Genomic DNA, 26,534 nt, shown 5'->3' on the forward strand with positions numbered 1-26,534 from the left:
TCATCTCAGTTTTCACGACGCAGCGGGCCGGACGCGGGTGCGACGCCCGAGCGTGCCCACAAGCCACATGCCCGCCGCCGCACGCCCAGGCATCACCGTCACCTGGAGCAGCCGGCCAGACTGGGCCAAGCGCGTCATCTCAAGCAGACAGTGCGCTGCTCTGCTGCGTCAAGCGGTAGCCGGCCCCACGGACGGTCTCGATCATGCGCGCGCACTGCACGCGCTCCAGCGCCTCGCGCAGCCGCTTGACGTGAACGTCGATGGTGCGTTCCTCGATGAACACGTGGTCGCCCCAGACGCGATCCAGCAACTGCGAGCGGCTGTGCACACGCTCCGGGTGGGTCATCAAGAAATGCAGCAGGCGGAACTCGGTGGGCCCGAGCTTGACCTCGGCGCCGTCGCGGCTGACGCGGCGGGTGCCCGGGTCCAGCAGCAGCGGGCCGACCTCGACGACGCTGTCCAGCGCCTCGGGCGCTTTGCGGCGCAACACCGCGCGGATGCGCGCCAGCAACTCGTTGGTCGAGAACGGCTTGGTGACGTAGTCGTCGGCGCCCGCATCGAGACCGGCGATCTTGTCGCCCTCGTCCGCACGCGCCGTCAACATGATGATGGGCAGCTCCTTCGTGCGTGCCGCACCGCGCCACTGGCGGGCCAGCGCCACGCCACTCTGGCCGGGCAGCATCCAGTCCAGCACGACGAGATCAGGCAGGACGCGGTCCACCTCGTATTGCGCCGCGCTCGCGCTGGCGGCCAGCGTGACCTCGAAGCCGGCGTGGCGCAGGTTGATGGAAATCAGCTCGGCAATCGCCGACTCGTCTTCGACCACCAGGATTCGACTCATGGAAATGCTCTCTCAATGCGTAGTGCCTTCCCCAGCGCCCGCCGTGGAACCGGCTTTGCCGGGTCACCAGCGGCGCCCCCTTGAGGGGGCCGGCGAAGCCGGTAGGGAGTGGGCTATCGAACCATCGTTTCGACGGCTTCCGGCGTGTTGTGGCGCACGTCCTGGCCCTTGACCACATAGATGACCACCTCGGCCAGGTTCTTGGCGTGGTCGCCCACGCGCTCGATGGCCTTGGCGACGAACACCAGGTCGATGGACGACGAGATGGTGCGCGGGTCTTCCATCATGTAGGTGATGAGCTTGCGCAGCAGGCCGTCGAATTCCTTGTCGATCTCGTCGTCGTGCTTCAGCACGTCGAGCGCACGCTCGACATCCAGGCGCGCGAAGGAGTCCAGCGCCTTGCGCAGCTGTGCCGTGGCGAGCTCGGCCTCGAAGGCCAGATCGGCCATCGGCAGGCGCAGGCGGCTCGACACGCCGCCCGTCACCAGGCGCTGCACGGTGCGCGCAATGCGCGCGGCTTCGTCGCCCACACGCTCGAGGTTGGCGATGCTCTTGCTGATGGCGATCAGCAGGCGCAGGTCGCGGGCGGTGGGCTGGCGGCGCGCGATGATGGTGGAGAGATCACGGTCGATCTCGATTTCCATCGCGTTGACCCGGCCTTCCTTGGCCAGCACGTCGTCGGCAGATTCCGACGAGAAGTCGTTGAGCGCCTGCACGGCCTGGGCCACCTGGGCCTCGACCAGCCCGCCCATCTCGAGCACGCGGGTGGAGATGCCGCTGAGCTCGGCGTCGAATTGGGTGGAGAGATGCTTGTCGACCATGACGTTTCCTTAACCAAAACGGCCCGTGATGTAGTCCTCAGTGTCCTTGCGCTTGGGCTTCATGAAGAGCTCGGCAGTGGGACCGAACTCGATGAGGTCACCGAGGTACATGTAGGCCGTGTAGTCGGAGCAGCGCGCGGCCTGCTGCATGTTGTGCGTCACGATGGCGACGGTGTAGTCGCTCTTGAGTTCGTGGATGAGTTCTTCGATCTTGCCCGTGGAGATCGGGTCCAGCGCCGAGCAGGGTTCGTCGAGCAGCAGCACTTCGGGCTTGATCGCGATGCCGCGCGCGATGCACAGGCGCTGCTGCTGGCCGCCGGAGAGGCCCGCGCCGCTCTGGTTGAGCTTGTCCTTCACTTCGGTCCAGAGTGCGGCCTTCTTCAGCGCCCACTCGACGCGCTCGTCCATCTCCACGCGCGGCAGCGTCTCGAACAGGCGCACGCCGAAGGCGATGTTGTCGTAGATGGACATCGGGAACGGCGTGGGCTTCTGGAAGACCATGCCGACCTTGGCGCGGATCAGCGAGACGTCGTCCTTGCTCTCCAGGATGTTCTCGCCGTCCAGCAGGATCTCGCCTTCGGCGCGCTGCTCGGGGTAGAGCTCGAACATGCGGTTCAGCGTGCGCAGCAGCGTGGACTTGCCACAGCCCGACGGGCCGATGAAGGCGGTGACCTTCTTCTCGGGGATGTCGAGGTTGATGTTCTTCAGCGCGTGGAAGCTGCCGTAGAAGAAGTTCAGGTTGCGCACCGACAGCTTGGCGCGTTCGCTCAACGAGGTTTCGATCTTGGCGTCCATGATCGGGAGTCCTTAGTGTTTGTTCTTGAAGAGCACGCGGGCGAGGATGTTCAGCAGCAGCACCCCCACGGTGATCAGGAAGACGCCGGCCCAGGCGATCTGCTGCAGATGCTGGTCGGGGTTCATCGCGAAGTCGTAAATCGTCTTCGGCAGATTGGCCATCGGGCGCGTCAGGTCGGTGGACCAGAACTGGTTGTTCAGCGCGGTGAACAGCAGCGGCGCGGTTTCACCCGACACGCGGGCCAGCGCCAGCAGGATGCCGGTGATGACGCCCGCACGGGCGGCCTTCAGCGTGATGGCCAGGATGACCTTCCACTTCGGCGTGCCGAGGGCGTAGGCGGCCTCGCGCAAAGCGTTCGGCACCAGGTTCAGCATGTTCTCCGTCGTGCGGATGACGACCGGGATGACCAGCAGCGCCAGCGACAGCGAGCCCGCCAGGCCGGAGAAGGTGTGCATCTTGGCCACGACGATGGCGTAGACGAACAGGCCGATGACGATGGACGGCGCGGACAGCATGATGTCGTTGATGAAACGCACCGCGCTGCCCAGCCAGGTCTTCTGACCGTATTCGGCCAGATAGACGCCGGCCAAGATGCCCACCGGCGTGCCGACCAGCGTGGCCAGCGTCACCATCAGGAAGGAGCCGAACAGCGCGTTGGCGAGACCACCGCCTTCGCTCTGCGGCGGCGGCGTCATCTGCGTGAAGGTGGCCCAGCTCAGGCCGCCGATGCCCTGATAGATGGTCTCGAACAGGATCCAGATGAGCCAGAAGACGCCGAAGGACATGGCGCCCAGCGACAGCGTCAGCGCGACAGCATTGATGCGCTTGCGCTTGTGGTGCATCGCCAGGCGGCGCGAGTCGATTGCAGTGGTCATGAGCGGGTTCCCTCGCCCTTCTTCAGGCGCAGCAGCAGCAGCTTGGAGATGGACAGCACGACAAAGGTGATCAGGAAGAGGACCAGGCCGAGGTACAGCAGCGAGGCCTGGTGCAGGCCCTCGCCGGCTTCGGCGAATTCGTTGGCCAGCGTGGAAGTGATGCTGGCGGCGGCTTCAAAGACCGACAGCGACTTCAGCTGGGTCATGTTGCCGATGACAAAGGTGACAGCCATCGTCTCGCCCAGCGCCCGGCCCAGGCCGAGCATGATGCCGCCGATGACGCCGGTCTTGGTGTAGGGCAGCACGATGCGGGAGACGACCTCCCAGGTCGTCGCGCCCAGGCCGTAGGCAGACTCCTTCAGCATCGGCGGCGTGACCTCGAACACGTCGCGCATCACCGAGGCGATGAACGGAATGATCATGATCGCCAGGATGATGCCGGCCGACAGGATGCCGATGCCCACGGGCGCGCCGGACACCAGCGCACCCAGCACCGGCACGCCGCCCAGCAGCGACTGCAGCGGCTGCTGCACGAAGGTGGCCAGGATGGGGCCGAACACCAGCAAGCCCCACATGCCGTAGACGATGGACGGCACGGCCGCCAGCAACTCGATGGCGATGCCCAGCGGGCGCTTGAGCCAACTGGGCGAGAGTTCCGTCAGGAAGATGGCGATGCCGAAACTGACCGGCACGGCGATCACCAGCGCGATGACAGACGTGACCAGCGTGCCGTAGATCATCACGAGGCCGCCGAACTTCTCCTGCACCGGGTCCCATTCCGCACTGGTCAGGAAGCCCAGGCCAAAGGCCTTGAGGGCGGGTGTCGCGCCGATGATGAGGGAGCCGATGATGCCCACCATCAACGCCAACGTCAGCCAGGCGGCGCCTTGCGACAGGCCGGCAAACAGGGCGTCAGCCCAGGGGGCGACGCGGCGACGTTGCGGTTGCGGTTTCATCGGGGACGTGTGCGTGCGAGGTTCGCTTCGATCAGCGCCTGCACGGTCGGCGGGAAGGATGGCGGCCAAGGAACCTCCGGAGATGGATTCAGAAGATGGGGGCTTCGATGTGGCAAGGCCCGACCGAGGTCGGGCCTGCCTTCAGGTCAGCAAGCGCCCCGTGGGATCACTTGTAGGCGACCGGCTTGCCGGCACTGTCCTTGATCTGCTCGGCCCACTGCTTGCGCACCAGGTCCTTGACGCTGGCCGGCAGCGGCACGTAGTCCAGGTCATCAGCCAGCTTGTCGCCGTTGACATAAGCCCACTCGAAGAACTTCAGCGCGGCGCTGGCCTGCGCGGCCTTGTCCTGCGACTTGAACATCAGGATGTAAGTCGGGTTGGTCAGCGGCCAGGCGGTCTTGCCGGGTTGCTCGGTCGTGATCTGGTAGAAGGTCTTGTTCCAATCAGCACCGGCGGCCGCGGCCTTGAAGGCCTCGTCGCTCGGGCTAACCCACTGGCCGTCCTTGTTCTTCAGCTGGACGAAGGTCATCTTGTTCTGCTTCACATAGGCGTACTCGACGTAGCCGATGGAGTTGGGCAGACGCTGCACGAAGGCGGCGACACCCTCGTTGCCCTTGCCGGCGGTGCCAGCCAGCCACTTGACCGTCGTGCCTTCGCCGACCTTGTCCTTCCACTCGGGGCTGACCTTGGACAGGTAGTTCGTGAAGATGAAGGTGGTGCCGGAACCGTCGGCACGGGCGACCGGCGCGATGGCCGCGTCAGGCAGCGTGACGCCGGGGTTCAGCGCGGTGATGGCCGCGTCGTTCCACTTCGTGACCTTGCCCAGGTAGATGTCTGCCAGCACGGCGCCGGTCAGCTTGAGCTGGCCTGCGGCAACGCCCTTGATGTTGACCACCGGCACCACGCCGCCGATGACCGTCGGGAACTGCACCAGACCGTCCTTGGCCAGGTCTTCGTCCTTCAGCGGCATGTCGGAAGCACCGAAGTCCACCGTCTTGGCCTTGATCTGGCGGATGCCGGCGCCGGAGCCGACCGACTGGTAGTTGATGCGGGCACCGGTCGCCTTGTTGTAGGCGTCGGCCCACTTCGCGTAGATCGGCGCGGGGAAAGTGGCACCGGCACCGGTGACGTCCTGGGCAAGCGCCACTTGGGCACCGAACAAGCCCGCGACCACCACGAGCGACTTGCTGACCTGGACAAAGTTCATCTGAAACACCTTCCGCAAAGCGGTTTTGACGATGCCTGCATCCTAGGGATCGAATATGACGATTCAGTGACGACGGGTTCACAAACTCGCCTCGCAAGGCCTTCCCTCAGAGGGAAAACGTCGTCCATTGCGATTGTGACAACGTCATTTGCCCAGTCATTCAATCGTCATGATCGACTTCTAGAGTGCGGCGCATCTATTGTCCAGCCCCATGGAGCTCGAATGATCCGTTTCTCGCCCGCCCTCGCCCTGACGGCCGCCGCCTTCCTCACCGCCTGCGCCACAACGCCCGCACCGGCACCGCTGGCCGAGACATTGGCGCGGGACCCTCAGCTCACGACCTTCAACCGGCTGGCGGCGGAATCCGGCCTGGCAGAGGAACTGCGCGCCGCCGGGCCGCTGACCATCTTCGTGCCCAGCGATGACGCCTTCAAGGCCGTTCCGAGCAAGACGATGGAGGCGCTGGCAGCCGACCCGGCGCAACTGAAGGCCGTGCTGGGCTACCACGTCATCGATGGCCGCGTGATTGCCGCCGACGTGAAGCCCGGCGCCACGAAGACCCACCAGGGCGCCAGCCTGGCGCTAGCCAAGGCGGGCAGCTTCGTCACGGTGGACGACGCCGTCGTGCAGCGCGCCGACATCGAGGCGAGCAACGGCGTTGCGCACGTGGTCGACCGCGTGCTGATGCCGCCCAAGAAGTAATTCGCCACATCACCAACGACAAGGGCCGCTGATTGCAGCGGCCCTTGTCGTTGTCACGGTTGCCGCCAGGCTGCGGCGGCGGACTTCAGTCCGCCAGCGCGTCCACCAGGCGCTGGGCACAGCGCTGCGCCAGGCCAGCATCCGAGGCCTCGACCATGACGCGCAGCAGCGGCTCCGTGCCTGATGCACGGATCAGCACACGGCCCTTGCCGGCCAGTTCCGCCGTGACGGCGGCCTGCACCTCGGCCAGGCGGCGGCTGCTTTTCCAGTCCTGCCCCGGCTGCAGACGCACATTGATCAGCGTCTGCGGGAACAGCGTCACGCCGGCGAGCTGCTGGGCGAGGCTGCGGCCACTGCGGCACACGGCCTGCAGCACGAGCAGCGCACTGACGATGCCGTCACCCGTCGTGTGCTTGTCCAGCGCCAACAGGTGGCCCGAGCCCTCGCCGCCCAGCTGCCAGCCGCGCGCGGCCAGCTCTTCCAGCACATAGCGGTCACCCACCTTGGCGCGCACGAACTCGACATCACGCGAGCGCAGCGCCAGCTCGACCGCCATGTTGGTCATCAGCGTGCCCACGGCGCCGGGCACGCGCTGCCCCTGGTCCAGCCGATCGGCCACCATGGCGAACAGCAGTTCATCGCCGTTGTAGAGACGGCCCTGGTCGTCGACCAATTGCAGGCGGTCGGCATCGCCATCCAACGCCACGCCATAGTGAGCCCCATGCGCCTTGACGGCCTCGACCAGCGCCCCCGGCGCGGTGGCACCAAAGCCGGCATTGATGTTGAAGCCATCGGGCTTGCAGCCGATGGAGATGACCTCGGCGCCGAGCTCGTGGAAAACGTCAGGGGCCACGTGATAGGCCGCCCCGTTGGCCGCGTCGACGACGATCTTCAAGCCCTTCAGCGTCAGGTCGGAGCCGAAGCTGGCCTTGCAGAACTCGATGTAGCGGCCACGCGCGTCTTCCAGCCGCTTGGCACGGCCGAGGCTGGCCGAATCCACCCACTGCGGCTCTTCGTCCAGCGCCGCCTCGACGGCCAGCTCCCAGGCGTCCGGCAGCTTCTCGCCCTTGGCGGAGAAGAACTTGATGCCGTTGTCCTCAAACGGGTTGTGCGAGGCGCTGATGACGACGCCCAGATCCTGGCGCAGCGCGCGCGTCAGATAGGCCACGCCGGGCGTGGGCAGCGGGCCGGTCAGCAGCACGTTGACGCCGGCCGACGCGAAGCCGGCCTCCAGCGCCGACTCGATCATGTAGCCGGAGATGCGCGTGTCCTTGCCGATCAACACGGTGGGGCGCTGGCTGGTCTTGCGCAGCACGCGACCAACAGCGTGACCCAGGCGCAGCATGAAGTCCGGCGTGATCGGCGCCTGTCCGACGGTGCCTCGAATGCCGTCGGTTCCAAAATACTTGCGGCTCATCGCGAGCGTCCTCTTATGCAATGGCTGGCATTGTCGCCGCGTCGACCGCCGCCCAGACCTTGACCGCGTCCACGGTCGCCGCCACATCGTGCACTCTCACGATGCTGGCCCCCGCCGCGATGGATCGCAGCGCGGCGGCCAGGCTGGCAGGCAGGCGCTGATCCACCGGCCTGCCCGTGATGTCACCCAGCGTGCGCTTGCGCGACCAGCCCGCGAGCAGCGGATAACCCAGCTCGGCCAGCCGGCGCTGCCCCGCCAGCAACTGCAGGTTGTGCGCGCCCGTCTTGGCAAAACCGTAGCCCGGGTCCAGCACGATGCGCTCCGCCGCCAGGCCACTGGCCCGTGTCGCCTGGGCGCGCTGCGCGAGAAACGCGGCCACCTCGGCCACCACGTCACCGTAGTGCGCCAGCTCCGCCATCGACGCCGGCTCGCCACGCATGTGCATGAGGCAGACACCGGCCTCGCTGTCCGCCACGGCAGCCAGCGCACCGGGCAGCTGCAAGGCCTGGATGTCATTGATGATGTCCACGCCGGCATCCAGCGCGCGCCGCATCACGTCGGGCTTGTAGGTGTCGACGGATACGGGCACGCCCAGCGTCACGGCGGCTGCGAGCACGGGCTCAATGCGCGCCCACTCGCTGTCGGCATCGACACGCGGCGCGCCGGGGCGAGTCGACTCGCCGCCGATGTCCAGGATGTCGACCCCTTCTGCCACCAGGCGCTCGCAGTGGGCAATCGCGGCGCGGGCCTCATCGTGGCGCCCGCCATCGGAGAACGAATCGGGCGTCGCGTTGACGATGCCCATCACCCGGGGCCGGCTGAGGTCGATACGAAAGCGGCGGGTCTGCCAGTGCATGGGTCGGCTGGAATGAAAAACGGGCCCGGTGAAAGCCGGGCCCGTCGTGTGAAGAGAAATCAGGCCGCTGCCGGGGCGCCGTCGGTGCTGACGGGCGGCGTGCCGCTGGGGCCGCTGCTGGCGGTCGGCGTACCGCCACCGGGTTCGCGCGGCGGGCGGCCGGCCATGATGTCCATGATCTGGTCGCGATCAATGGTTTCCCATTTCATCAGCGCTGCCGTCATCACTTCCACCTTGTCGCGGTTGTCCTCCAGGATCTTCTGCGCGACCGCGTACTGTTCGTCCAGGATGCGGCGCATCTCGGAATCGACCTTCTGCTGCGTGTTCTCGCTGATGTTGGCCGTCTTGGTCATGCTGCGGCCGAGGAAGACCTCGCCCTCGTTCTCGGCATAGACCATCGGGCCGAGCAACTCGCTCATGCCGTAGCGCGTGACCATGTCGCGGGCGATGCGCGTCGCGCGTTCATAGTCGTTGGACGCGCCGGTGGAGATGTCCTTGACGAACAGATCCTCGGCGATACGGCCGCCGAACAGGATGCTGATCTCGTTGAGCATCTGCTTGAAGTACTTGCTGTACTGGTCGCGCTCGGGCAGTTGCCAGGTCACACCCAACGCACGGCCGCGCGGCATGATGGTCACCTTGTGGACGGGGTCGGTCCCCTCCAGCATCTCCGCGACGATGGCGTGCCCGGACTCGTGGTAGGCCGTGGCCCGCTTCTCGTCCTCGGACATGACCATGCTCTTGCGCTCGGGGCCCATGTAGAGCTTGTCCTTGGCGCGCTCGAAGTCGATCATTTCCACGAGGCGACCATTGCGGCGAGCCGCGAACAGCGCCGCCTCGTTGACGAGGTTGGCCAGGTCGGCACCGCTCATGCCAGGCGTGCCGCGCGCCAGGATGGACGCGTTGACGTCCTGCCCGATGGGCACCTTGCGCATGTGCACGTTCAGGATCTGCTCGCGGCCGCGGATGTCCGGCAGCGTCACGTAGACCTGGCGGTCGAAGCGACCGGGGCGCAGCAGCGCTGGGTCCAGGATGTCCGGGCGATTGGTGGCCGCGATGACGATGACGCCGAGATTGGTCTCGAAGCCGTCCATCTCGACCAGCATCTGGTTCAGCGTCTGCTCGCGCTCGTCGTTGCCACCGCCCAGGCCGGCACCGCGATGGCGGCCAACGGCGTCGATTTCATCGATGAAGATGATGCAGGGCGCACTCTTCTTGGCCTGCTCGAACATGTCGCGCACGCGGGCCGCGCCCACGCCGACGAACATCTCGACGAAGTCGGAGCCCGAGATCGTGAAGAACGGCACCTTGGCCTCGCCGGCGATGGACTTGGCCAGCAGCGTCTTGCCGGTACCCGGAGGGCCGACCATCAGCACGCCACGGGGAATGCGGCCGCCGAGCTTCTGGAACTTCTGCGGGTCCTTCAGGAAGTCGACCAGCTCCTTCACCTCTTCCTTGGCCTCGTCGCAACCGGCGACATCGGCAAAGGTGATGGAGTTGTTGGCTTCGTCCAGCATGCGGGCCTTGGACTTGCCAAAGGAGAACGCGCCCCCCTTGCCGCCGCCCTGCATCTGGCGCATGAAGTACACCCACACGCCGATCAGCAGCAGCATGGGCGCCCAGTTGATCAGCATGCTGACGAGGAAGCCCTGCTCTTCGCGCGGCTTGACGTCGAAGCGCACGCCGTTCTTGATCAGGTCGCCAACCAGGCCCTGATCCTTGGCCGTGGCCAGCGTGCGCAGCTTGTTGCCGTCGGTATCTTCTGCGGTGACATCACCGGCAAAACCGTCCGGCAGCGTGACCGACCGGATACGGCGCGCCTGGACGAGGTCCAGGAATTCGGAATACGTCACCTGCTTGCCGGGTGCCGTCGCGCCGCCAAACTGCTTGACGACCGTGAACAGCACGAGGGCGATCACGATCCAGACGGCGAACTTAGAAAACCACTGATTGTTCACTGCGACTCCTTGGCCCTGATTGGCCCAGCGCGGGTTTCAGGACTGTGGGGGCGATTTTAGGTGAGGCAAGAGGGCTGACCCTCTAATTAGCGGTTTTTCAAACCGATGCCGACCAAGAATGTCTCGGAAGACCGCTCGCGCGAGGCCTTGGGCTTCACGACCTTGACGGTCTTGAACTGGGCGCGGAACAGCAGCACCAGCTCGTTGTAGCCACTGCCGTGGAAGACCTTGGCCACCAACGCGCCCTCGGGCTTCAGGTGTTTGCCGGCGAAATCCACGGCCAGCTCGATCAGATTGGAGATGCGGGCGCCATCCGTCGCCGCAATGCCCGACAGGTTGGGCGCCATGTCCGACACCACGACATCCACGGGTTTGCCGGCCAGTGCCGCCTCCAACTGCGCCAGCACCGCATCCTCCTGGAAGTCGCCCTGGATGAACTGCACGCCTTCGATGGGCTCGAAATCGAGCAGATCGAGCGCAATGATGGTGCCGTTGAGCTGCCCCACGGCCGCCCCGCCCTGCCCCGCCTCCTTGGGCGCGAACTTGCGACGCAGGTACTGGCTCCAGGCGCCCGGCGTGGCCCCCAGATCGACGACCACCTGCCCGGGACGAATGAGCTTGAGCTCCTCGTCGATCTCCTTGAGCTTGTAGGCCGCGCGCGAACGGTAGCCGTCCTTCTGCGCCTGCTGCACATAGGGGTCGCTGACGTGATTGTTCAGCCACGCCTTGTTGAGCTTTTTGCTCTTGGTTTGAGTTTTCATCGAGAAACGATAATAGGCGGATGCCTCAAATCAATCTGACCCCCGCCCAGCGCAAGGACAAGCGCGCCGACGCCCATCATCTCGACCCGGTCGTGATGATCGGCGGCGACGGCCTCACCCCTGCCGTCGTGAAGGAAACCGACGCCGCGTTGAAGGCCCATGGCCTGATCAAGGTGCGGGTCCTGGGTGACGACCGCACGGCTCGCGAGGCCATGTTCGCGCAGCTCTGCGACGAGCTGAATGCCGCACCCATCCAGCACATCGGGAAGCTGCTGGTGCTCTGGCGCCCGATCCCGGAGAAGGCGGCGCCCGAGCGCGCCGATGCCAAGCCGGGCCCGCGCGTCGTCAAGATCGTCAAGTTCTCCAAGAGCGGTAACGGCCGACCGCAGGTCAGCAAGCTGAAGGTGCTGGGCAACGAACGCGTCGCCCAGGGCGGCGAGATCAAGCGCGCCAAGCGGCGCATGACCAGCGTCAAGAAGAACGTCGCTGACTGATCCACGCGAGGGCCAGCACGGCGAGGCCCTTGACCGCGAAGAAGGCGAGCGACGCACCGTGAAGCGCGCCGAAGGAAGCCACGCCGACGCCGGCCTTGGCTTCCGCCATCAGCGGCTGCAGGCCGTAGTAGCCGGCGATCGTGCAGAACAAGGCGACAGCGGGCAGCAGCAGCTTCGCCGAGAACACGTTCCCCGCCGCGCCGGCCTCCATCGCGTCACGCGCGACGCGTCGCTCCAGCAGCATCAGGATCAGCCCCGCCGCGAGGCTGATCTGCGCGTCGACTGCAAACAGCCGCGCCACGAACAAGCCCGCACTGGCGCGCTCCAGCACCGCGAATGCACTGGGCGCGGCCGCGAACGCCACACACAGCAAAAAGCCACCCCAGAGGGCGGCCAACAGGGCTTGCAATCTCACAAACATCGGCGACAAGCGTAGAGCCTTACCAGGTGGCTGCCGCGGAACCGGCTTTGCCGGGCTGCTGGCGGCGCCCTTGATGGGCGCCGGCGCAGCCGGTAGGCGGTGGATTAAACGTAGCGGACTTCGATGATCTCGTAGCGGCGCACGCCGCCGGGCGCCTGCACCTCGGCCGTATCACCGGCTTCCTTGCCGATGAGCGCGCGCGCGATGGGTGAGCCGATCGAGATTCGGCCCAGCTTGATGTCGGCCTCGTCGTCACCGGTGATTTGGTAGGTTACGGCGTTGCCACTGTCTTCATCTTCCAGGTCCACGGTGGCACCGAACACCACACGGCCACCGGCATCCAGCGCGGAGGGATCGATGATCTGCGCGACCGACAGCTTGCCCTCGACTTCGAGGATGCGCCCCTCGATGAAGCCCTGCTTGTCCTTGGCCGCGTCGTACTCGGCGTTTTCGCTCAGGTCGCCTTGGGCACGCGCTTCAGCAATCGCCAGGATCACGGCCGGACGTTCCACCGTCTTCAGGCGGTGCAGCTCTTCCTTCAGCGCCTCGGCGCCGCGCTTGGTCAGGGGGATGGTGCTCATAGCTCTATCAGGGTCAGGCAAAAAAGAGACCGCCGCTGCGGCCCGGGCGCTCCCGGGCGGCGGCGGCGGCATCAATGAAGGGAAAGTTTAGGCGAGTTCGGCGTGGAGCTCTTGCAGGGATTGCACGAGCAGACCGTTCTGGTGCTTCATGCCCTCCACGGCAGCCTCGCAGCCAGCCATCGTCGTGTAGTAGGTCACGCGGTTGGCCAGGGCAGCCTGGCGGATGTAGCGGCTGTCGGCAATGGCCGTGCGGGTCTCGTCCACGGTCGTGAAGACCAGCTGGATGTCTCCGCCCTTGAGCGCATCGACGATGTGCGGGCGGCCGTCCTTGATCTTGTTGATCAGCTTGACCGGCACGCCGGCTTCGGCGATGGCCGAGGCCGTGCCCTTGGTCGCGACGATGCCGAAGCCCAGCGCGTGCAGATCCTTGGCAATGGCGGCCGCGCGGGCATGGTCGCTGCTCTTCACGGTGATCAGCACGTTGCCCGAACGCGGCAAGCGCGAGCCGGCGCCGATCTGGCTCTTCAGCATCGCCTCGCCGAACGTCCGGGCTGCGCCCATCACTTCACCGGTCGAACGCATCTCGGGGCTGAGGATGGGGTCGACGCCGGGGAACTTGTTGAACGGGAAGACGGCTTCCTTGACGCTGTAGTACGGCGGCACGACTTCCTTGGGCACGCGGCCCTTGCGGTCGCGCTGGTCCTGCAGCTTCTGGCCGGCCATGCAGCGGGCAGCGATCTTGGCGAGCTGCTGGCCGGTGGCCTTGGAGACGTAGGGCACCGTGCGCGAGGCGCGCGGGTTCACTTCCAGCACGTAGATCGTGCAGTGCGCCAGACCCTTGGTCACGTCGCCCTGGATGGCGAACTGCACGTTCATGAGGCCCACCACCTTCAGCGCCTTGGCCATGGCGGCGGTCTGGCGGCGCAGTTCGTCCTGGACATCGGCGGCCAGCGTGTACGGCGGCAGCGAGCAGGCCGAGTCGCCGGAGTGGATGCCGGCCGCCTCAATGTGCTCCATGATGCCGCCGATCATCGTGTCGACGCCGTCGGCGATGCAGTCCACGTCCACCTCGACAGCGTCCTGCAGGAAGTGGTCCAGCAGCACCGGCGACTTCTCGCTGACGCGCACGGCTTCGCGCATATAGCGCTCCAGGTCCTTGTCGCCGTGCACGATCTCCATCGCGCGGCCGCCCAGCACATAGCTGGGGCGCACGACCAGCGGGTAGCCGATCTCGTTGGCCAGCGCAACAGCCTGCTCTTCGGTGCGTGCCGTGCGGTTGGGCGGCTGCTTCAGGCCCAGCTCGTGCAGCAGCTTCTGGAAGCGCTCGCGGTCCTCGGCGATGTCGATGGAATCGGGCGTCGTGCCGATGATGGGCACGCCGGCCCGCTCCAGGTCCAGCGCCAGCTTCAGCGGCGTCTGGCCGCCGTACTGCACGATGACGCCGACCGGCTTTTCCTTGTCGACGATCTCCAGCACGTCTTCCAGCGTGACGGGCTCGAAGTACAGCCGGTCGGACGTGTCGTAGTCGGTCGAGACGGTCTCGGGGTTGCAGTTGACCATCAGCGTTTCAAACCCGTCCTCGCGCATCGCGAGGGCCGCGTGCACGCAGCAGTAGTCGAACTCGATGCCCTGGCCGATGCGGTTCGGGCCACCGCCCAGCACCATGATCTTCTTCTTGTCCGTCGGTGCGGCCTCGCACTCGGCGCCCTCGCCTTCGTACGTGGAGTACATGTAGGCCGTCTGCGTCGAGAACTCGGCGGCGCAGGTGTCCACGCGCTTGTAGACCGGGCGCACGTTCAGCGCGACGCGGCGTTCACGCACGGCGTGCTGGTTGGTGCCCAGCAGCTTGGCCAGGCGCTTGTCCGAGAAGCCCTTGGTCTTCAGCAGGCGCAGCTCGGCCTCGCTGATGGATTCAATCGAGCGGCCCTTGATCGCGCCTTCGATCTGCACCAGCTGCTCGATCTGCGCGAGGAACCACGGGTCCACCGCGGTCTCTTCGCAGATCTCGTCCAGCGTCATGCCGATGCGGAACGCATCGGCCAGGAACAGGATGCGCTCGGGGCCGGCTTCGCCGATCTCCTGCACGATCTCTTCACGGTCGGTCGAGCGCTCGGTCAGGCCGTCGATGCCGGTCTCCAGGCCGCGCAGCGCCTTCTGGAACGACTCCTGGAAGGTGCGGCCCATGGCCATCACTTCGCCGACGGACTTCATCTGCGTCGTCAGGCGCGAGTCGGCCATCGGGAACTTCTCGAAGGCGAAGCGCGGAATCTTGGTGACGACGTAGTCGATGCTGGGCTCGAACGAGGCCGGCGTCGCGCCACCCGTGATGTCGTTCTTCAGCTCGTCCAGCGTGTAGCCCACGGCCAGCTTGGCCGCGACCTTGGCGATGGGGAAGCCCGTGGCCTTGGAGGCCAGCGCCGACGAGCGCGACACGCGCGGGTTCATCTCGATGACGACCATGCGGCCGTCCTTCGGGTTGATGGAGAACTGCACGTTGGAGCCGCCGGTGTCCACGCCGATCTCGCGCAGCACGGCCAGCGACGCATTGCGCAGCAGCTGGTATTCCTTGTCCGACAGCGTCTGGCTCGGCGCCACGGTGATGGAGTCACCGGTGTGGATGCCCATCGGGTCCAGGTTCTCGATGGAGCAGACGATGATGCAGTTGTCCGCCTTGTCGCGGACGACCTCCATCTCGTATTCCTTCCAGCCGATCAGGCTCTCTTCGATGAGCAGCTCGTTGGTGGGCGAGAGGTCGATGCCACGCTTGCAGATGGTCTCGAACTCTTCCGGGTTGTAGGCAATGCCGCCGCCCGTGCCGCCCAGCGTGAAGCTGGGGCGGATGACCATCGGGAAGCCGCTGCCGCCGATCTCGGCGTGGATCTGCTTCTGCACTGCCCACGCTTCTTCGAGCGTGTGCGCGATGCCCGACTTGGCCGAACCCAGGCCGATCTTGGTCATCGCGTCCTTGAACTTCAGGCGGTCCTCGGCCTTCTCGATGGCCACCTCGTTGGCGCCGATCATCTCGACGTTGTACTTGGCCAGCACACCATGCTTGTGCAGGTCCAGCGCGCAGTTCAGCGCGGTCTGGCCGCCCATCGTCGGCAGCACCGCATCCGGGCGCTCCTTGGCGATGATCTTCTCGACAACCTGCCAGGTGATGGGCTCGATGTAGGTGACGTCCGCCGTGTCCGGGTCCGTCATGATGGTCGCCGGGTTGCTGTTCACCAGGATGACCTTGTAGCCCTCCTCGCGCAGCGCCTTGCAGGCCTGAGCGCCCGAGTAGTCGAACTCACAGGCCTGGCCGATGATGATCGGGCCGGCGCCGATGATGAGGATGCTCTTGAGGTCTGTACGTTTGGGCATGGCGGTCTGCGCTCTTGGACGTTTTTAGAGGGTGGCCGTGGCCAGCTTGGCCCCGAATCCAACGAAAAGGACACCGACGCCCGCGTTGGCGGCCCCGGAGAGACGACGCCGCGCCCGGAAGGCCGCCGCGAGGCGGGCGCCGGCAAAGATCAGCGTCGACAGATAGATGAAGCTGAAGACCTGGATGATGGAACCCAGGATCAGAAAGGTCAGCGCGGGATGCGGGTAGGCCGGATCGACGAACTGGATGAAGAACGACAGCAGGAAGGCAATGGCCTTGGGATTCAGCAGGCTGACGACCAGCGCCTTGCGGAAGGGCTGGCTGGCGTCTACCGCGCGCGGTGCCTCGACTTGACCCTCGCCGCGCCAGCTCTTCAAGCCACCGCGCAGCAACTGGATGCCGATCCAGCCCAGGTAGATCGCGCCGACCATCTTCACGACGAAGAAGATCGCCGGGCTGGCCATCAGCAGCGACGCGCCGCCGGCCGCAGCGGCCGTCATCAGCACCGCGTCGCCGAGGAACACGCCGCACGCCGCCGTGTAGCCCGCGCGCACGCCGCGCTGCGCCGCGACGGACAACACATACAGCGAGTTGGGCCCCGGCAGCAGGATGATGAAGATCACTGCCGCGAGGTAGGTGCCGAGGTCGGTGATGCCGAACATGTCAGTGATCCACTCCTGGGTATTCCGGGCCGAGCGCTGGGCCGCTCCCGAGCCGGCCCGACCGGCGATGTGCTCGCGGCTCAATGCCGTGAGCATCGCCGTCCCCACGGGGGACCGGCCAAGGTACGCCTTGGACGAGGGGCTTCATCTCAGGCTTTCGACATCAAACCGATGAAACGGTCGAACAGGTAGGCGATGTCGTGCGGGCCGGGGCTGGCTTCCGGGTGGCCCTGGAAGCTGAAGGCCGGCTTGTCGGTGCGGGCGATGCCTTGCAGCGTGCCGTCGAACAGGCTGATGTGTGTGGCGCGCAGATTCGCCGGCAGCGTGTCGGGGTCGACCGCGAAGCCGTGGTTCTGGCTGGTGATGCCGACGCGGCCGCTGTCCAGGTCCTTCACCGGGTGGTTGGCGCCGTGGTGGCCGAACTTCATCTTGAAGGTCTTGGCGCCCGAGGCGAGCGCCAGGATCTGGTGACCCAGGCAGATGCCGAAGACGGGAATGCCGGACTCGATCAGCTGCGCGGTGGCCTTGATGGCGTAGTCGCAGGGCTCCGGGTCGCCGGGGCCGTTGGACAGGAACACGCCGTCCGGCTCCAGGTCGAACACGGCGCTGGCAGGCGTCTGCGCCGGCACGATGGTGACCTTGCAGCCCCTCGAAGCCAGCATGCGCAGGATGTTGCTCTTGACGCCGAAGTCGTAGGCCACGACGTGGAACTTGGGCGCGGTCTGCGTGCCGTAGCCGTCGCCGAGCTTCCACTCGGTCTGCGTCCAGCTTTCGCTCTCGGTGCGGCTGACGACCTTGGCCAGGTCCAGGCCAGCCATCGACGGCGCGGCCTGGGCGGCCGCCACGGCAGCGTCAATGTGCGCTTGCGTGACCGCCTCGCCAGCGGGCAATGCCAGGATGCAGCCGTTCTGCGCGCCCTTCGTGCGCAGCACGCGGGTCAGGCGCCGCGTGTCCAGGCCGGCAATGGCGACCGTGCCCTGCTCGCGCAGGTAGGCGTCCAGCGTCTTGCCAGCGCGGAAGTTGGAGGCGCGGATGGGCAGGTCCTTGATGACCAGGCCGGCAGCGAAGACCTTGGACGCCTCGACGTCCTCGTCGCTGACGCCATAACTGCCGATGTGCGGATACGTCAGCGTGACGATCTGCTTGCAGTAGCTGGGGTCGGTCAGGATTTCCTGATAGCCGGTCAGCGAGGTGTTGAACACCACTTCACCGACCGTTTGGCCGGTGGCGCCGACGGCCTGGCCTCGGAACACCGTCCCATCCGCCAGAGCCAGGATTGCTTGAGGGGGATGGAGCAGGTCGGTCAGCACAAAGGGTCTCCGCAAGTGGCTGCGTGCCCGACATCAACCCGCCTGAATCGATTCAGGGGCGGGTCAACTTGTTGAAAACCGAGGGGGTTTGCGCCGGGCAGCGATGGGGTTCAGGTAAACCCATCGAGTATAGCCGACGCGGGTAAGTACGGAGGCTTCGTGTCCGCCCCGTGACACCTCAAAGTGCCGCGATGCCAGCCTTGGCGATCTCCGCGTCTTCGCTCGACTTCACGCCGCTGACGCCCACCGCCCCCAGGTGCTGGCCATCGACGACGATGGGAACGCCACCCTCCAGCGTGGCCGCGATGCCCGGCGCACTGAGGAAGGACACGCGGCCGCCGTTGATCATGTCCTCGTAGACCTTGGATTCACGCCGGCCCAGCGCCGCCGTGTGCGCCTTGGCGGGCGCGATCTGCGCGGAGATGGGCGCGGCGCCGTCCATGCGCTGCAGCCACAACAAGTGGCCGCCAGCGTCGACGATGGCGATGGACACCGCCCAGCCCTTGGCGGCGGCATGCGCCTCGGCCGCCGCCGCGATGCGCTTGACGTCTTCGAGTTCGAGTTGGAATTGCTGCTTCATGGTCTTGCTTTCGGGTGAACAGCCCCCAATGTAGCGGCCAGATGCCGCCCCTAGAATGCAGGCGGTTTCCATTCGTCCATCGGAGGATCGTCATGAACAACAACTTGCAAACGCCGTTCGGCTATGCCGGCAGCGCCGTCACGACGGACAGCCAGCGCGTGCTGCGCAACACCTACTGGCTGCTGGCCCTGTCCCTGGTTCCCACCGTGCTGGGCGCCTGGATCGGTGCCGCCACCGGCGTCTTCGCGAAGATGGCGCCCGGCATGAGCACGCTGATCTTCTTCGTCGGCGCCTTCGGCCTGATGTTCGTCATCGAGAAGACCAAGAACAGCGCCGCCGGCGTCGCCGCGCTGCTGGGCTTCACGTTCTTCATGGGCCTGATGCTGTCGCGCCTGATCGGCTACGTGCTGGGCTTCAAGAACGGCTCGTCGCTGATCATGACCGCCTTCGGCGGCACGGCTGCCGTGTTCTTCACGATGGCCACGCTGGCCACCGTCATCAAGCGCGATCTGTCGGGCATGGGCAAGTTCCTGACCGTCGGCGCCGTGGTGCTGCTCGTGGCTGGCATCGCCAACCTGTTCCTGCACTCGTCGGCACTGATGCTGACCATCCTAGTGCTGATGCTGGGCGTGTTCTCGGCCTTCATGCTGTACGACGTCAAGCGCGTCATCGACGGCGGCGAGACCAACTACATCAGCGCGACGCTGAACATCTATCTGGACATCTACAACGTGTTCCAGAGCCTGCTGTCGCTGCTGGGCATCTTTGGCGGCGACCGCGACTGACATCCCATCCAGCCGCCCATGGCCCGGCAACGCCGGCGCCAGGGCACTGACGCGATGAAGGAGCCGCTGATGCGGCTCCTTTTTTATGCGCGCTCGAAGACCGCGATGGATTCGACGTGTGCCGTGTGCGGGAACATGTTCACCGCGCTGGCCGCCGTGCAGCGGTAACCCGCCACGTTGACCAGCAGCCCCGCATCCCGCGCCAGCGTGGCCGGGTTGCAACTGACGTAGACGATGCGCTTTGGCGGCGTCCAGCCGGGCGCCAGCGACGGATCCTGCGCGATGTCCGCCACCGCCTTGGCGAGCGCAAAGGCACCTTCGCGCGGCGGGTCGATGAGCCAGCGATCGGCCGTGCCGTCCAGCGCCAGCAATTCCGGCGTCATGTCGAACAGGTTGCGCGCCACGAAGCTGGTCTTGTGCGCCAGGCCGTTGGCCGCCGCGTTCTCGCGCGAGCGCTGCACCAGCGTCTCGCTGCCCTCGATGCCCAACACCTCGCGCGCCTGCGTGGCCAGCGGCAGCGTGAAGTTGCCCAGCCCGCAGAACCAGTCGATGACACGCTCATCCGGCTGCACAGCCAGCAGACGCAGCGCCCGGCCGACAAGCGCCTCATTGATGTGCGGGTTCACCTGCGTGAAATCGGTCGGCTTGAACGGCATGGTGACGCCGAACTCCGGCAGCCGGTAGGCCAGTGGCGGCCCGCCTTCATCGAGCAGCTTGACGGTGTCCGGCCCCTTGGGCTGCAGCCACCACTGCACACCATGCGCCACCGCGAACTCGCGCAGCTTCGCAATGTCGCCCGCCGGCAGCGGGTTCAGGTGGCGCAGCACCAGCGCGATGACCTCATCCCCCATGGCCAGCTCAATCTGCGGCAGGCGGTCGCGCTCGGCCATCGACGAAATCAGCTCGCGCATCGGCATCAACAGGTCGCTGACGACCTTGGGCACGACCTTGCAGACCTGCATGTCGGCCACGTAGCGGCTCTTGCGCTCATGAAAGCCGATCAGCACGACGCCCTTCTTCTCGACATAGCGCACCGAGAAACGCGCGCGGTAGCGATAGCCCCAGGTCGGCCCCTCGATGGGCCGCAGCAACACCTCGGGCTTGACCTTGCCCAGGTGCCAGAGCTGATCCTCCACCACGCGCTGCTTGACGGCGACCTGCGCGCCCGGCTGCAGGTGCTGCATCTTGCAGCCGCCGCAGGCGCCCGCGTGCAGGCCGAAGTGCGGGCAGCCCGGCGTGACCCGCAGCGGGCTTTCCTTCTTGATCTCGAGAAGCTGTCCCTGCTCCCAGTTGTTCTTGCGACGCGAGATCTGCGCCTTCACGATCTCGCCCGGCAAGGCGCCATCGATGAAGACCACCTTGCCCTCGGCGTTGTGCGCCACGCCCTGCGCCTCAAGTTCGATGCTCTCGACCTTGAGCCAATCCGTTGTCTGGTTCATCCCCGAATTATCCGGGGACCGCGCGCCAGGTCAGAAGATCGAGTCCCGATCGACGCCGTGGCGCATCATGTTGCGCTTGAGCTTGGCCAGCGCCTCGATCTGGATCTGCCGGATGCGCTCGCGGGTGAGCTTGAGCCGGATGGCCAGCACATCAAGCGTCTCCGGCTCGCGGTCAGACAGGCCGTAGCGCCCTGCCAGCACCTCGCGCTCGCGCTCATTGAGGCTGGCGAGGCCATGCTGCAGCAGCTCTTCCACCTCGTGCGACAGCCGCAGCCCCAGCGGGTCTACGGCCTGCTCGTCGGCGACGAGATCCAGCATGGACTCGCCGCCCTCGCCATTGCGGTCCACCGGCGAGTCCAGCGAACTCGGCAACTCCGCGTAGGCCAGCAGCTCCGCCACCTCGTCGACCGGGCGGCCGAGCGCTTGCGCCACGTCCTCGGCCCGCACGCGACTTTCGGCCCCGGCGGCGCTTTGCAGTGCCTCCAGCGCTCGCCGAGCCTTCAGCACCTGGTTCAGCTCACGAACGATGTGCACCGGCAGCCGCACCAGCCGGGCCTGATGCATCAGCGCCCGCTCGATGCTCTGGCGGATCCACCAGCTTGAATAGGTCGAGAAGCGAAAGCCGCGCTCGGGCTCGAACTTGCCGATCGCGTGCATCAGGCCGAGGTTGCCCTCCTCGATGAGATCACTCATCGGCAGGCCGCGGCCGAGGTAGTTCTTGGCGATGCTGACGACGAGCCGCAGGTTGTGCTCGATCATGGCCTGGCGGGCCTTGAAGTCGCCCGCACGTGCCGCCACGGCGGTGTCGAATTCCTGCTGCGGCGTCAGCAGCGGCGTGCGGCGGATGTCGCGCAGATAGGCCTGCAGCGCGTTGCCAAGCTCCGCCTCCTGAGCGCCGCCATTGGCACGCAACGCCTGACCATCGTCATCCGGCACGTCATCGGGCTCAGCGTCCGCGCCGCTGTTCATCGACAGCATGACGCCCGGCTCGTGCGGCGAGCCGTCGCGGCCATCGGTCGGGTGGGGCACAGCGCGCTTCATGACGTGATCGCTGGCCCGGTGTGCTTGCTGATTCGCTGACCGGTGGCCTCAACGCGCCGGCAGCAACTTGGACGGGTCGACGGGCTTGCCGAGCTTGCGCACCTCGAAGTGCAGCTTGACGGTATCGCTTTCAGTGGAACCCATCTCCGCGATCCTCTGGCCTTTGCGTACGACTTGGTCCTGCTCGACCAGCATGGCCCGGTTATGGGCATACGCCGTCAGGTAGGTGTTGTTGTGCTTGATGATGACCAAGTTGCCGTAGCCGCGCAAGCCCGAACCTGCATAAACGACGCGACCGTCCGCGACGGCCAGCACCGGGTCACCCGGCTTGCCCGCGAAGTCCAGCCCCTTGTTGCGCTGCTCATCGAAGCCCGCACTGACCGACTGCGACACCGGCCAGCCCCAGGCCAGGTTGTCGTCATCGGACGCCGCACTCTCCTTCGGCGTCTCGCGGGCAGGCACCTCACGCGCTGGGGCCGAAGCACTGGCCACCACGGCACTGGCCGATGCCGCAGGCGGCTTGGCGTCCAGCGGACGGCTCTCGACCTTGGGCGCCATCACAATGGGCTTGGCCGTCACGGCCGTGGGATCCACACCCGGGGGCACGACGCGCAACACCTGGCCCACCTCAATGCGGTTGGGGTTCTCCAGCGCATTCCACTTCGCCACGTCGCGCCAGCTCTGACCGTTGTCCAGCGCAATGCGGATCAGCGCATCGCCAGCCTTGACCGTGTAGTAGCCCGGCTTGCCGGCGTTCTCGGCCCCGGGCAGCGGCGGCTTCACGTCGGCCGGTGCAGCAGCGGGCATGGGCACAGCAGCAGCCGCCGGCGTCACGGCCTTGGGAACCTGCGGATTGCGGTCCTCGACAGGCGCCTGGTTCAGCGAAACGCTGGTGCAGGCGCTGAGCAACAGCGTGGTGGTAACGACGGCGAGAAGGTGACTCAGGCGTGAGGGCATCGTGTGGCTGTGGCTTGGAGGTCGCCCGGATTGTGTGGCGCGGTGCGCCAGCGGCCCCGTCAAACGACGCCTGATTTTAGAGGGACGAACAGCACTGCCTCATGTTCGCTGCGCAACCATCGGCTGACGCCGCCTTCGACGACATGATCGAGCACCACCAGCACCTGGCCGCGCCCGCTTGAGGCCGTCGGCGCGATGAGCCGCCCGCCGGGCGCGAGCTGCGCCGTCCAGGCCGCAGGAATGTCTTCGCCACCGGCAGCCGCGATGATGCTGTCGAAAGGGCCGCTGGCCGAGTGGCCGACGCGGCCATCGCCCCAAATGAGCCGCGGCGCCCGCGGCAGCACGAGGCGCTGCAGGTTGAGGCGTGCCTTGTCATGCAGACCCTGCAAGCGCTCGATGGAGGTGACCTGCCGCGCCAGCATCGCGATCACGGCAGCCTGGTAACCGCAGCCCGTACCGATCTCCAGCACGCGCCCCAACGAGCCGCGCTGACGCGCACCGGCACCCGCCATCAGCAGGCCCAGCATGTGCGCCACGACCGACGGCTTGGAGATGGTCTGGCCATGCCCAATGGGCAGCGCCGTGTCTTCGTACGCCTGCGCGGCCAGCGCGCTGTCGACGAACTCGTGGCGAGGCACAGCCGCCATCGCGGCCAGCACCTGCTCGTCGAACTTGCCCTCGGCCCGCAGGCGGGACACCATGCGTTGCCGCACGGCGCCGCTGTCCAACCCCGTGCCGCTGGGCCGCGCCAGGCGGGCCGCATCCACGGTGGCCTGCTGCAGATGGCGCTGGGGCATCAGCAATTCGCGCGGCGGTGCGACGGCCGATTTCAGGCTCGCCGGAAAGCGCTTCGGCGCCGTCATCGCGTCACAGGCCGAGCCGCTGAGCCCAAGTTCCCAACGTCGCGTGTTCCGTCAGGTCCACCTGCAGCGGCGTGATGGAGACCTGACCGTTGGCGGTGGCGTGGAAGTCGGTGCCCTCGCCCGCGTCCTTGGCATCACCGGCCGGTCCGATCCAGTAAATCGTCTCGCCGCGTGGGTTCACCTGCTCGATGATGCCCTCGCTGGCGTGGCGCCGGCCCAGCCGTGTGATCCGGCGCGGCAGCCGGTCCGCATCGGGCCGATTGGGGATGTTCACATTCAGCAGGAAGCCCTGCCCCAAGCCACCCGCAATGACCTGCTCGACGACCGCGCGCGCCGTGCGCGCAGCGGCATCCAGGTCACCCCACCCCTTCTCGGCCTGCGAGAAGGCAATCGACGGAATGCCGAACAGATAACCCTCGGTTGCTGCGGCCACCGTGCCGGAGTAGAGCGTGTCGTCGCCCATGTTGGCGCCGTTGTTGATGCCGGACAGCACCAGGTCGGGCCGATAGCCCAGCAAGCCGGTCAGCGCGAGGTGGACGCCGTCGGACGGCGTACCGCTGACGTAGCGAAAGCCATTGGCGGCGCGGTAGACGTTCAGCGGGCGATTCAACGTCAGCGAGTTGGACGTGCCGCTCGCGTTCTGCTCGGGCGCGATGACCTCGATCTCGCCCAGCCCTTCACAGGCCTTGACCAGGGCGGCGAGGCCCGGTGCGAGGTAGCCGTCGTCGTTGGAAATCAGGATTCGCATGCGGGCCAATTGTAGGGACCGCGTCGCCTGCGGGACCCGGGATTCACCCGCTGCATTCCTATCATCGACGCCCCAACACAAGAGGAGACAGCCATGAAGGCTTGGGTCTGCGAGAACCCGGTGGGCGTCGAGGCGCTGCAATGGCGGGATCTTCCCGCGCCGCCACTGACCCCTGGGCAGATCCGCGTGCAGATCAGGGCGGCGAGCCTGAACTTCCCGGACCTGCTCATCGTGCAGAACAAATACCAGATGAAGCCGCCGCTGCCCTTCGTGCCGGGCACCGAGTTCTCCGGCGTCGTCAGCGAAGTGAGCGAGGGCGTGAAAGGCTTCGTCATCGGCCAACGCGTGGCCGCGTTCGGCGGGCTGGGCGGCTTTGCGACGGAAGTCTGCATTCCCGCCGCGCTGGCCATGCCACTGCCCGACGGCTTCAGCTTCGAGGACGCCGCGGCCTTCATCTGCACTTACGCCACCAGCCACCATGCCCTCATCGATCGCGGCGCGCTGCGCGCGGGTGAGACGGTGCTCATCCTCGGCGCGGCCGGCGGCGTCGGCACGGCGGCCATCCAGATCGCCAAGACGATGGGCGCGCGGGTCATCGCAGCAGCCGGCAGCGATGCCAAATGCCAGGCCTGCCAGGCGCTGGGCGCCGATGCAGCCATCAACTACACGACGCAGAACCTGCGTGACGCGCTCAAGACGCTGACCGACGGCCGCGGCCCCGACGTCATCTACGACCCGGTCGGCGGCGACCTCGCCGAGGCCGCGTTCCGCGCCATCGCCTGGCGAGGGCGCTATCTCGTCGTCGGCTTTGCGCAGGGCCAGATTCCCGCTCTGCCGCTGAACCTCGCGCTGCTCAAAGGTGCGTCACTCGTCGGCGTGTTCTGGGGTGAGTTCGCCAAGCGCGAACCGAGCCACAACGCGAGGATGCTGGGCGAGCTCGCCGCCTGGTACGCGGCCGGCAAGATCAAGCCCGTGCTGGACCGCGTGCTACCGCTGGAACAGCTGCCCGCCGCCTTCGCTCGCATGGCCGCTCGCGAGGTCATCGGCAAGCTGGTTCTTACCCAAGTTTGAAACCTGAAAGGGGGGCGTCCACCCCCGTGGTCTGGGCCCATATCTGCAAGATGCCTGCGATACATTCGTCCATCGAATCGACCGCAGCCTCCTGCATGCCATGACCGTCAAAGTTCTCATCATCGAAGACAACCCCGTTGCCCGGAGCTTTCTGTGCCGCGTGGTCCGTGAGAGCTTCAGCGATGCGATGGAGATCACCGAGGTGGGCGACCTCGAGAATGCGCGAAGGCAGGTCGCCAAGTTCGGCAGCAACGCGGCAGACAACGGCTTCAAGCTGATCCTCGTCGACCTCGAACTGCCCGACGGCAATGGCATGGAGTTCCTGACCGAGCTGACCGGCTCGCCGTCGCTCAAGATCGTCACCACGCTCTACTCCGACGACGACCACCTCTTCCCCGCGCTGCAATGCGGCGCAGATGGCTACCTGCTGAAAGAGGACCGCTTCGAGGTCTTGGTGGAAGAACTGCAGCGCATCGTCCGCGGCCAGCCACCGCTGTCGCCCGCGATTGCGCGCCGGCTGCTCTCGCACTTTCGCCCGGCATCCAGCGACAGCGGCACCATGCCGCTGAACTCCGGCTTCGGCTCGCTGTCGTCGATGCACGCGCCGTTCAGCAACAGCCGCAACGTGGCGCTGGACCCGCCGCCGGAATGGGAACGCCTGACCCCGCGCGAGAGCGAAGTGCTGACCTATCTCAGCAAGGGTTTCACGATCAAGGAAATCGCGAACCTCATGGGCATCAAGTGGTTCACCGTCAACGACCACATCAAGAGCATCTACAAGAAGCTCAACGTGTCCAGCCGCGCCGAGGCGGCCGTGCTGGCGTCAAAGCAAGGCTTGGTCTGATTTGCCTGTGAAGGCAACGACTTAGAGCCGCTAACGAAACTTATCATCTGCCTCAGTTCAAGAACCGCTGAGGAAGATGGCAGTCAAGAAGGAAGTCAGCGCAGCACTGTGGTCGCGGATACAGCCGCTGTTGCCCGAGGTGCGGAAGTCGCCACGCGGAGGACGCCCTCGGCTGAGTGACGAA

At 66.3% G+C, this 26,534-nt stretch carries 26 protein-coding genes; 5 read left to right on the forward strand and 21 right to left on the reverse strand.

The window, feature by feature from the left end:
• Positions 1–139: 139 nt before the first annotated feature.
• The 6 genes from phoB to pstS form a co-directional block, all read right to left on the reverse strand.
• The gene (gene phoB, locus ACG00X_RS13740; RefSeq protein ID WP_394488752.1) at positions 140–841 is read right to left on the reverse strand and encodes a phosphate regulon transcriptional regulator PhoB; all 702 of its coding nucleotides are present in this window, start codon (positions 839–841) and stop codon (positions 140–142) included.
• Positions 842–954: 113 nt separating this feature from the next.
• Positions 955–1,662 carry a phosphate signaling complex protein PhoU gene (gene phoU, locus ACG00X_RS13745; protein WP_394488753.1) on the reverse strand — a complete coding sequence of 236 codons (708 nt, stop codon included), beginning with the start codon at positions 1,660–1,662 and terminating at the stop codon, positions 955–957.
• Between the two features lie 9 nt (positions 1,663–1,671).
• Complete coding sequence (pstB, locus tag ACG00X_RS13750) at positions 1,672–2,457, reverse strand: phosphate ABC transporter ATP-binding protein PstB (RefSeq protein WP_394488754.1); 786 nt, start codon at positions 2,455–2,457, stop codon at positions 1,672–1,674.
• Between the two features lie 12 nt (positions 2,458–2,469).
• Complete coding sequence (gene pstA, locus ACG00X_RS13755) at positions 2,470–3,333, reverse strand: phosphate ABC transporter permease PstA (RefSeq protein WP_394488755.1); 864 nt, start codon at positions 3,331–3,333, stop codon at positions 2,470–2,472.
• On the reverse strand, positions 3,330–4,289 hold the full coding sequence (gene pstC, locus ACG00X_RS13760) for a phosphate ABC transporter permease subunit PstC (RefSeq protein WP_394488756.1): 960 nt from the start codon (positions 4,287–4,289) through the stop codon (positions 3,330–3,332). The genes pstA and pstC overlap by 4 nt, the downstream gene beginning before the upstream one ends.
• Before the next feature lie 166 nt (positions 4,290–4,455).
• Positions 4,456–5,496 carry a phosphate ABC transporter substrate-binding protein PstS gene (gene pstS / locus ACG00X_RS13765; protein ID WP_394488757.1) on the reverse strand — a complete coding sequence of 347 codons (1,041 nt, stop codon included), beginning with the start codon at positions 5,494–5,496 and terminating at the stop codon, positions 4,456–4,458.
• Positions 5,497–5,718: 222 nt separating this feature from the next.
• Here pstS and ACG00X_RS13770 point away from each other — a divergent pair, with 222 nt between their 5' ends.
• On the forward strand, positions 5,719–6,198 hold the full coding sequence (locus tag ACG00X_RS13770; RefSeq protein ID WP_394488758.1) for a fasciclin domain-containing protein: 480 nt from the start codon (positions 5,719–5,721) through the stop codon (positions 6,196–6,198).
• An 85-nt stretch (positions 6,199–6,283) separates the two neighbouring features.
• On the opposite strand, the gene glmM is transcribed toward ACG00X_RS13770, so the two are convergent.
• From glmM to ACG00X_RS13790, 4 genes are all read right to left on the reverse strand, one after another.
• Positions 6,284–7,615, reverse strand: a complete 1,332-nt coding sequence (gene glmM / locus ACG00X_RS13775) for a phosphoglucosamine mutase (protein WP_394488759.1) — start codon at positions 7,613–7,615, stop codon at positions 6,284–6,286.
• A 13-nt stretch (positions 7,616–7,628) separates the two neighbouring features.
• Positions 7,629–8,471, reverse strand: coding sequence for a dihydropteroate synthase (gene folP / locus ACG00X_RS13780; protein ID WP_394488760.1), 843 nt, complete (start codon positions 8,469–8,471; stop codon positions 7,629–7,631).
• A gap of 59 nt (positions 8,472–8,530) precedes the next feature.
• Positions 8,531–10,429 carry an ATP-dependent zinc metalloprotease FtsH gene (gene ftsH / locus ACG00X_RS13785; RefSeq protein ID WP_394488761.1) on the reverse strand — a complete coding sequence of 633 codons (1,899 nt, stop codon included), beginning with the start codon at positions 10,427–10,429 and terminating at the stop codon, positions 8,531–8,533.
• Positions 10,430–10,515: 86 nt separating this feature from the next.
• A complete protein-coding gene (locus tag ACG00X_RS13790) occupies positions 10,516–11,190 on the reverse strand; it encodes an RlmE family RNA methyltransferase (RefSeq protein ID WP_394488762.1) in 675 nt (224 codons plus the stop codon).
• A 20-nt stretch (positions 11,191–11,210) separates the two neighbouring features.
• Between ACG00X_RS13790 and ACG00X_RS13795 the strand changes: the two genes are divergently transcribed.
• Positions 11,211–11,684, forward strand: coding sequence for a YhbY family RNA-binding protein (locus ACG00X_RS13795; protein ID WP_394488763.1), 474 nt, complete (start codon positions 11,211–11,213; stop codon positions 11,682–11,684).
• Here ACG00X_RS13795 and ACG00X_RS13800 read toward each other — a convergent pair.
• From ACG00X_RS13800 to ACG00X_RS13825, 6 genes are all read right to left on the reverse strand, one after another.
• Positions 11,662–12,105 carry a DUF4149 domain-containing protein gene (locus ACG00X_RS13800; protein WP_394488764.1) on the reverse strand — a complete coding sequence of 148 codons (444 nt, stop codon included), beginning with the start codon at positions 12,103–12,105 and terminating at the stop codon, positions 11,662–11,664. The two genes, ACG00X_RS13795 and ACG00X_RS13800, sit on opposite strands and share 23 nt — an antisense overlap.
• 104 nt (positions 12,106–12,209) lie before the next feature.
• Positions 12,210–12,686 carry a transcription elongation factor GreA gene (gene greA, locus ACG00X_RS13805; protein WP_394488765.1) on the reverse strand — a complete coding sequence of 159 codons (477 nt, stop codon included), beginning with the start codon at positions 12,684–12,686 and terminating at the stop codon, positions 12,210–12,212.
• Between the two features lie 87 nt (positions 12,687–12,773).
• Positions 12,774–16,049 carry a carbamoyl-phosphate synthase large subunit gene (carB, locus tag ACG00X_RS13810; RefSeq protein ID WP_394488766.1) on the reverse strand — a complete coding sequence of 1,092 codons (3,276 nt, stop codon included), beginning with the start codon at positions 16,047–16,049 and terminating at the stop codon, positions 12,774–12,776.
• 24 nt (positions 16,050–16,073) lie between these two features.
• Entirely contained in the window at positions 16,074–16,712 is a 639-nt protein-coding gene (leuE, locus tag ACG00X_RS13815; protein WP_394488767.1) for a leucine efflux protein LeuE, read from the reverse strand.
• A gap of 149 nt (positions 16,713–16,861) precedes the next feature.
• Positions 16,862–18,022, reverse strand: coding sequence for a glutamine-hydrolyzing carbamoyl-phosphate synthase small subunit (gene carA, locus ACG00X_RS13820; RefSeq protein ID WP_394488768.1), 1,161 nt, complete (start codon positions 18,020–18,022; stop codon positions 16,862–16,864).
• A gap of 178 nt (positions 18,023–18,200) precedes the next feature.
• Complete coding sequence (locus ACG00X_RS13825; protein WP_394488769.1) at positions 18,201–18,602, reverse strand: GlcG/HbpS family heme-binding protein; 402 nt, start codon at positions 18,600–18,602, stop codon at positions 18,201–18,203.
• Between the two features lie 92 nt (positions 18,603–18,694).
• Here ACG00X_RS13825 and ACG00X_RS13830 point away from each other — a divergent pair, with 92 nt between their 5' ends.
• Positions 18,695–19,387: a Bax inhibitor-1/YccA family protein gene (locus tag ACG00X_RS13830; RefSeq protein WP_394488770.1), complete on the forward strand. Its 693-nt coding sequence runs from the start codon at positions 18,695–18,697 to the stop codon at positions 19,385–19,387.
• Between the two features lie 83 nt (positions 19,388–19,470).
• Here the strand turns inward: ACG00X_RS13830 and rlmD are convergent, their stop codons facing one another.
• Genes rlmD through surE form a run of 5 tightly spaced genes read right to left on the reverse strand, consistent with a single transcriptional unit; the run spans position 19,471 to position 24,435 of the window.
• The gene (gene rlmD, locus ACG00X_RS13835) at positions 19,471–20,826 is read right to left on the reverse strand and encodes a 23S rRNA (uracil(1939)-C(5))-methyltransferase RlmD (RefSeq protein WP_394488771.1); all 1,356 of its coding nucleotides are present in this window, start codon (positions 20,824–20,826) and stop codon (positions 19,471–19,473) included.
• Between the two features lie 30 nt (positions 20,827–20,856).
• Positions 20,857–21,867 (reverse strand): RNA polymerase sigma factor RpoS, encoded by a 1,011-nt coding sequence (rpoS, locus tag ACG00X_RS13840; RefSeq protein ID WP_394488772.1) that lies wholly within the window; start codon positions 21,865–21,867, stop codon positions 20,857–20,859.
• A gap of 48 nt (positions 21,868–21,915) precedes the next feature.
• Positions 21,916–22,824: a peptidoglycan DD-metalloendopeptidase family protein gene (locus tag ACG00X_RS13845; protein WP_394488773.1), complete on the reverse strand. Its 909-nt coding sequence runs from the start codon at positions 22,822–22,824 to the stop codon at positions 21,916–21,918.
• Positions 22,825–22,883: 59 nt separating this feature from the next.
• The gene (locus ACG00X_RS13850; protein WP_394488774.1) at positions 22,884–23,687 is read right to left on the reverse strand and encodes a protein-L-isoaspartate(D-aspartate) O-methyltransferase; all 804 of its coding nucleotides are present in this window, start codon (positions 23,685–23,687) and stop codon (positions 22,884–22,886) included.
• 4 nt (positions 23,688–23,691) lie between these two features.
• Positions 23,692–24,435: a 5'/3'-nucleotidase SurE gene (surE, locus tag ACG00X_RS13855; protein WP_394488775.1), complete on the reverse strand. Its 744-nt coding sequence runs from the start codon at positions 24,433–24,435 to the stop codon at positions 23,692–23,694.
• Positions 24,436–24,528: 93 nt separating this feature from the next.
• Between surE and ACG00X_RS13860 the strand changes: the two genes are divergently transcribed.
• Both ACG00X_RS13860 and ACG00X_RS13865 read left to right on the forward strand, forming a co-directional pair.
• Positions 24,529–25,506, forward strand: a complete 978-nt coding sequence (locus tag ACG00X_RS13860) for an NADPH:quinone oxidoreductase family protein (RefSeq protein WP_394488776.1) — start codon at positions 24,529–24,531, stop codon at positions 25,504–25,506.
• A 100-nt stretch (positions 25,507–25,606) separates the two neighbouring features.
• Positions 25,607–26,350 carry a LuxR C-terminal-related transcriptional regulator gene (locus ACG00X_RS13865; protein ID WP_394488777.1) on the forward strand — a complete coding sequence of 248 codons (744 nt, stop codon included), beginning with the start codon at positions 25,607–25,609 and terminating at the stop codon, positions 26,348–26,350.
• Positions 26,351–26,534 lie beyond the last annotated feature (184 nt).

The organism is Pelomonas nitida (assembly GCF_043555975.1).
GTDB classification, from domain to species: Bacteria; Pseudomonadota; Gammaproteobacteria; order Burkholderiales; family Burkholderiaceae_C; genus Pelomonas; species Pelomonas nitida.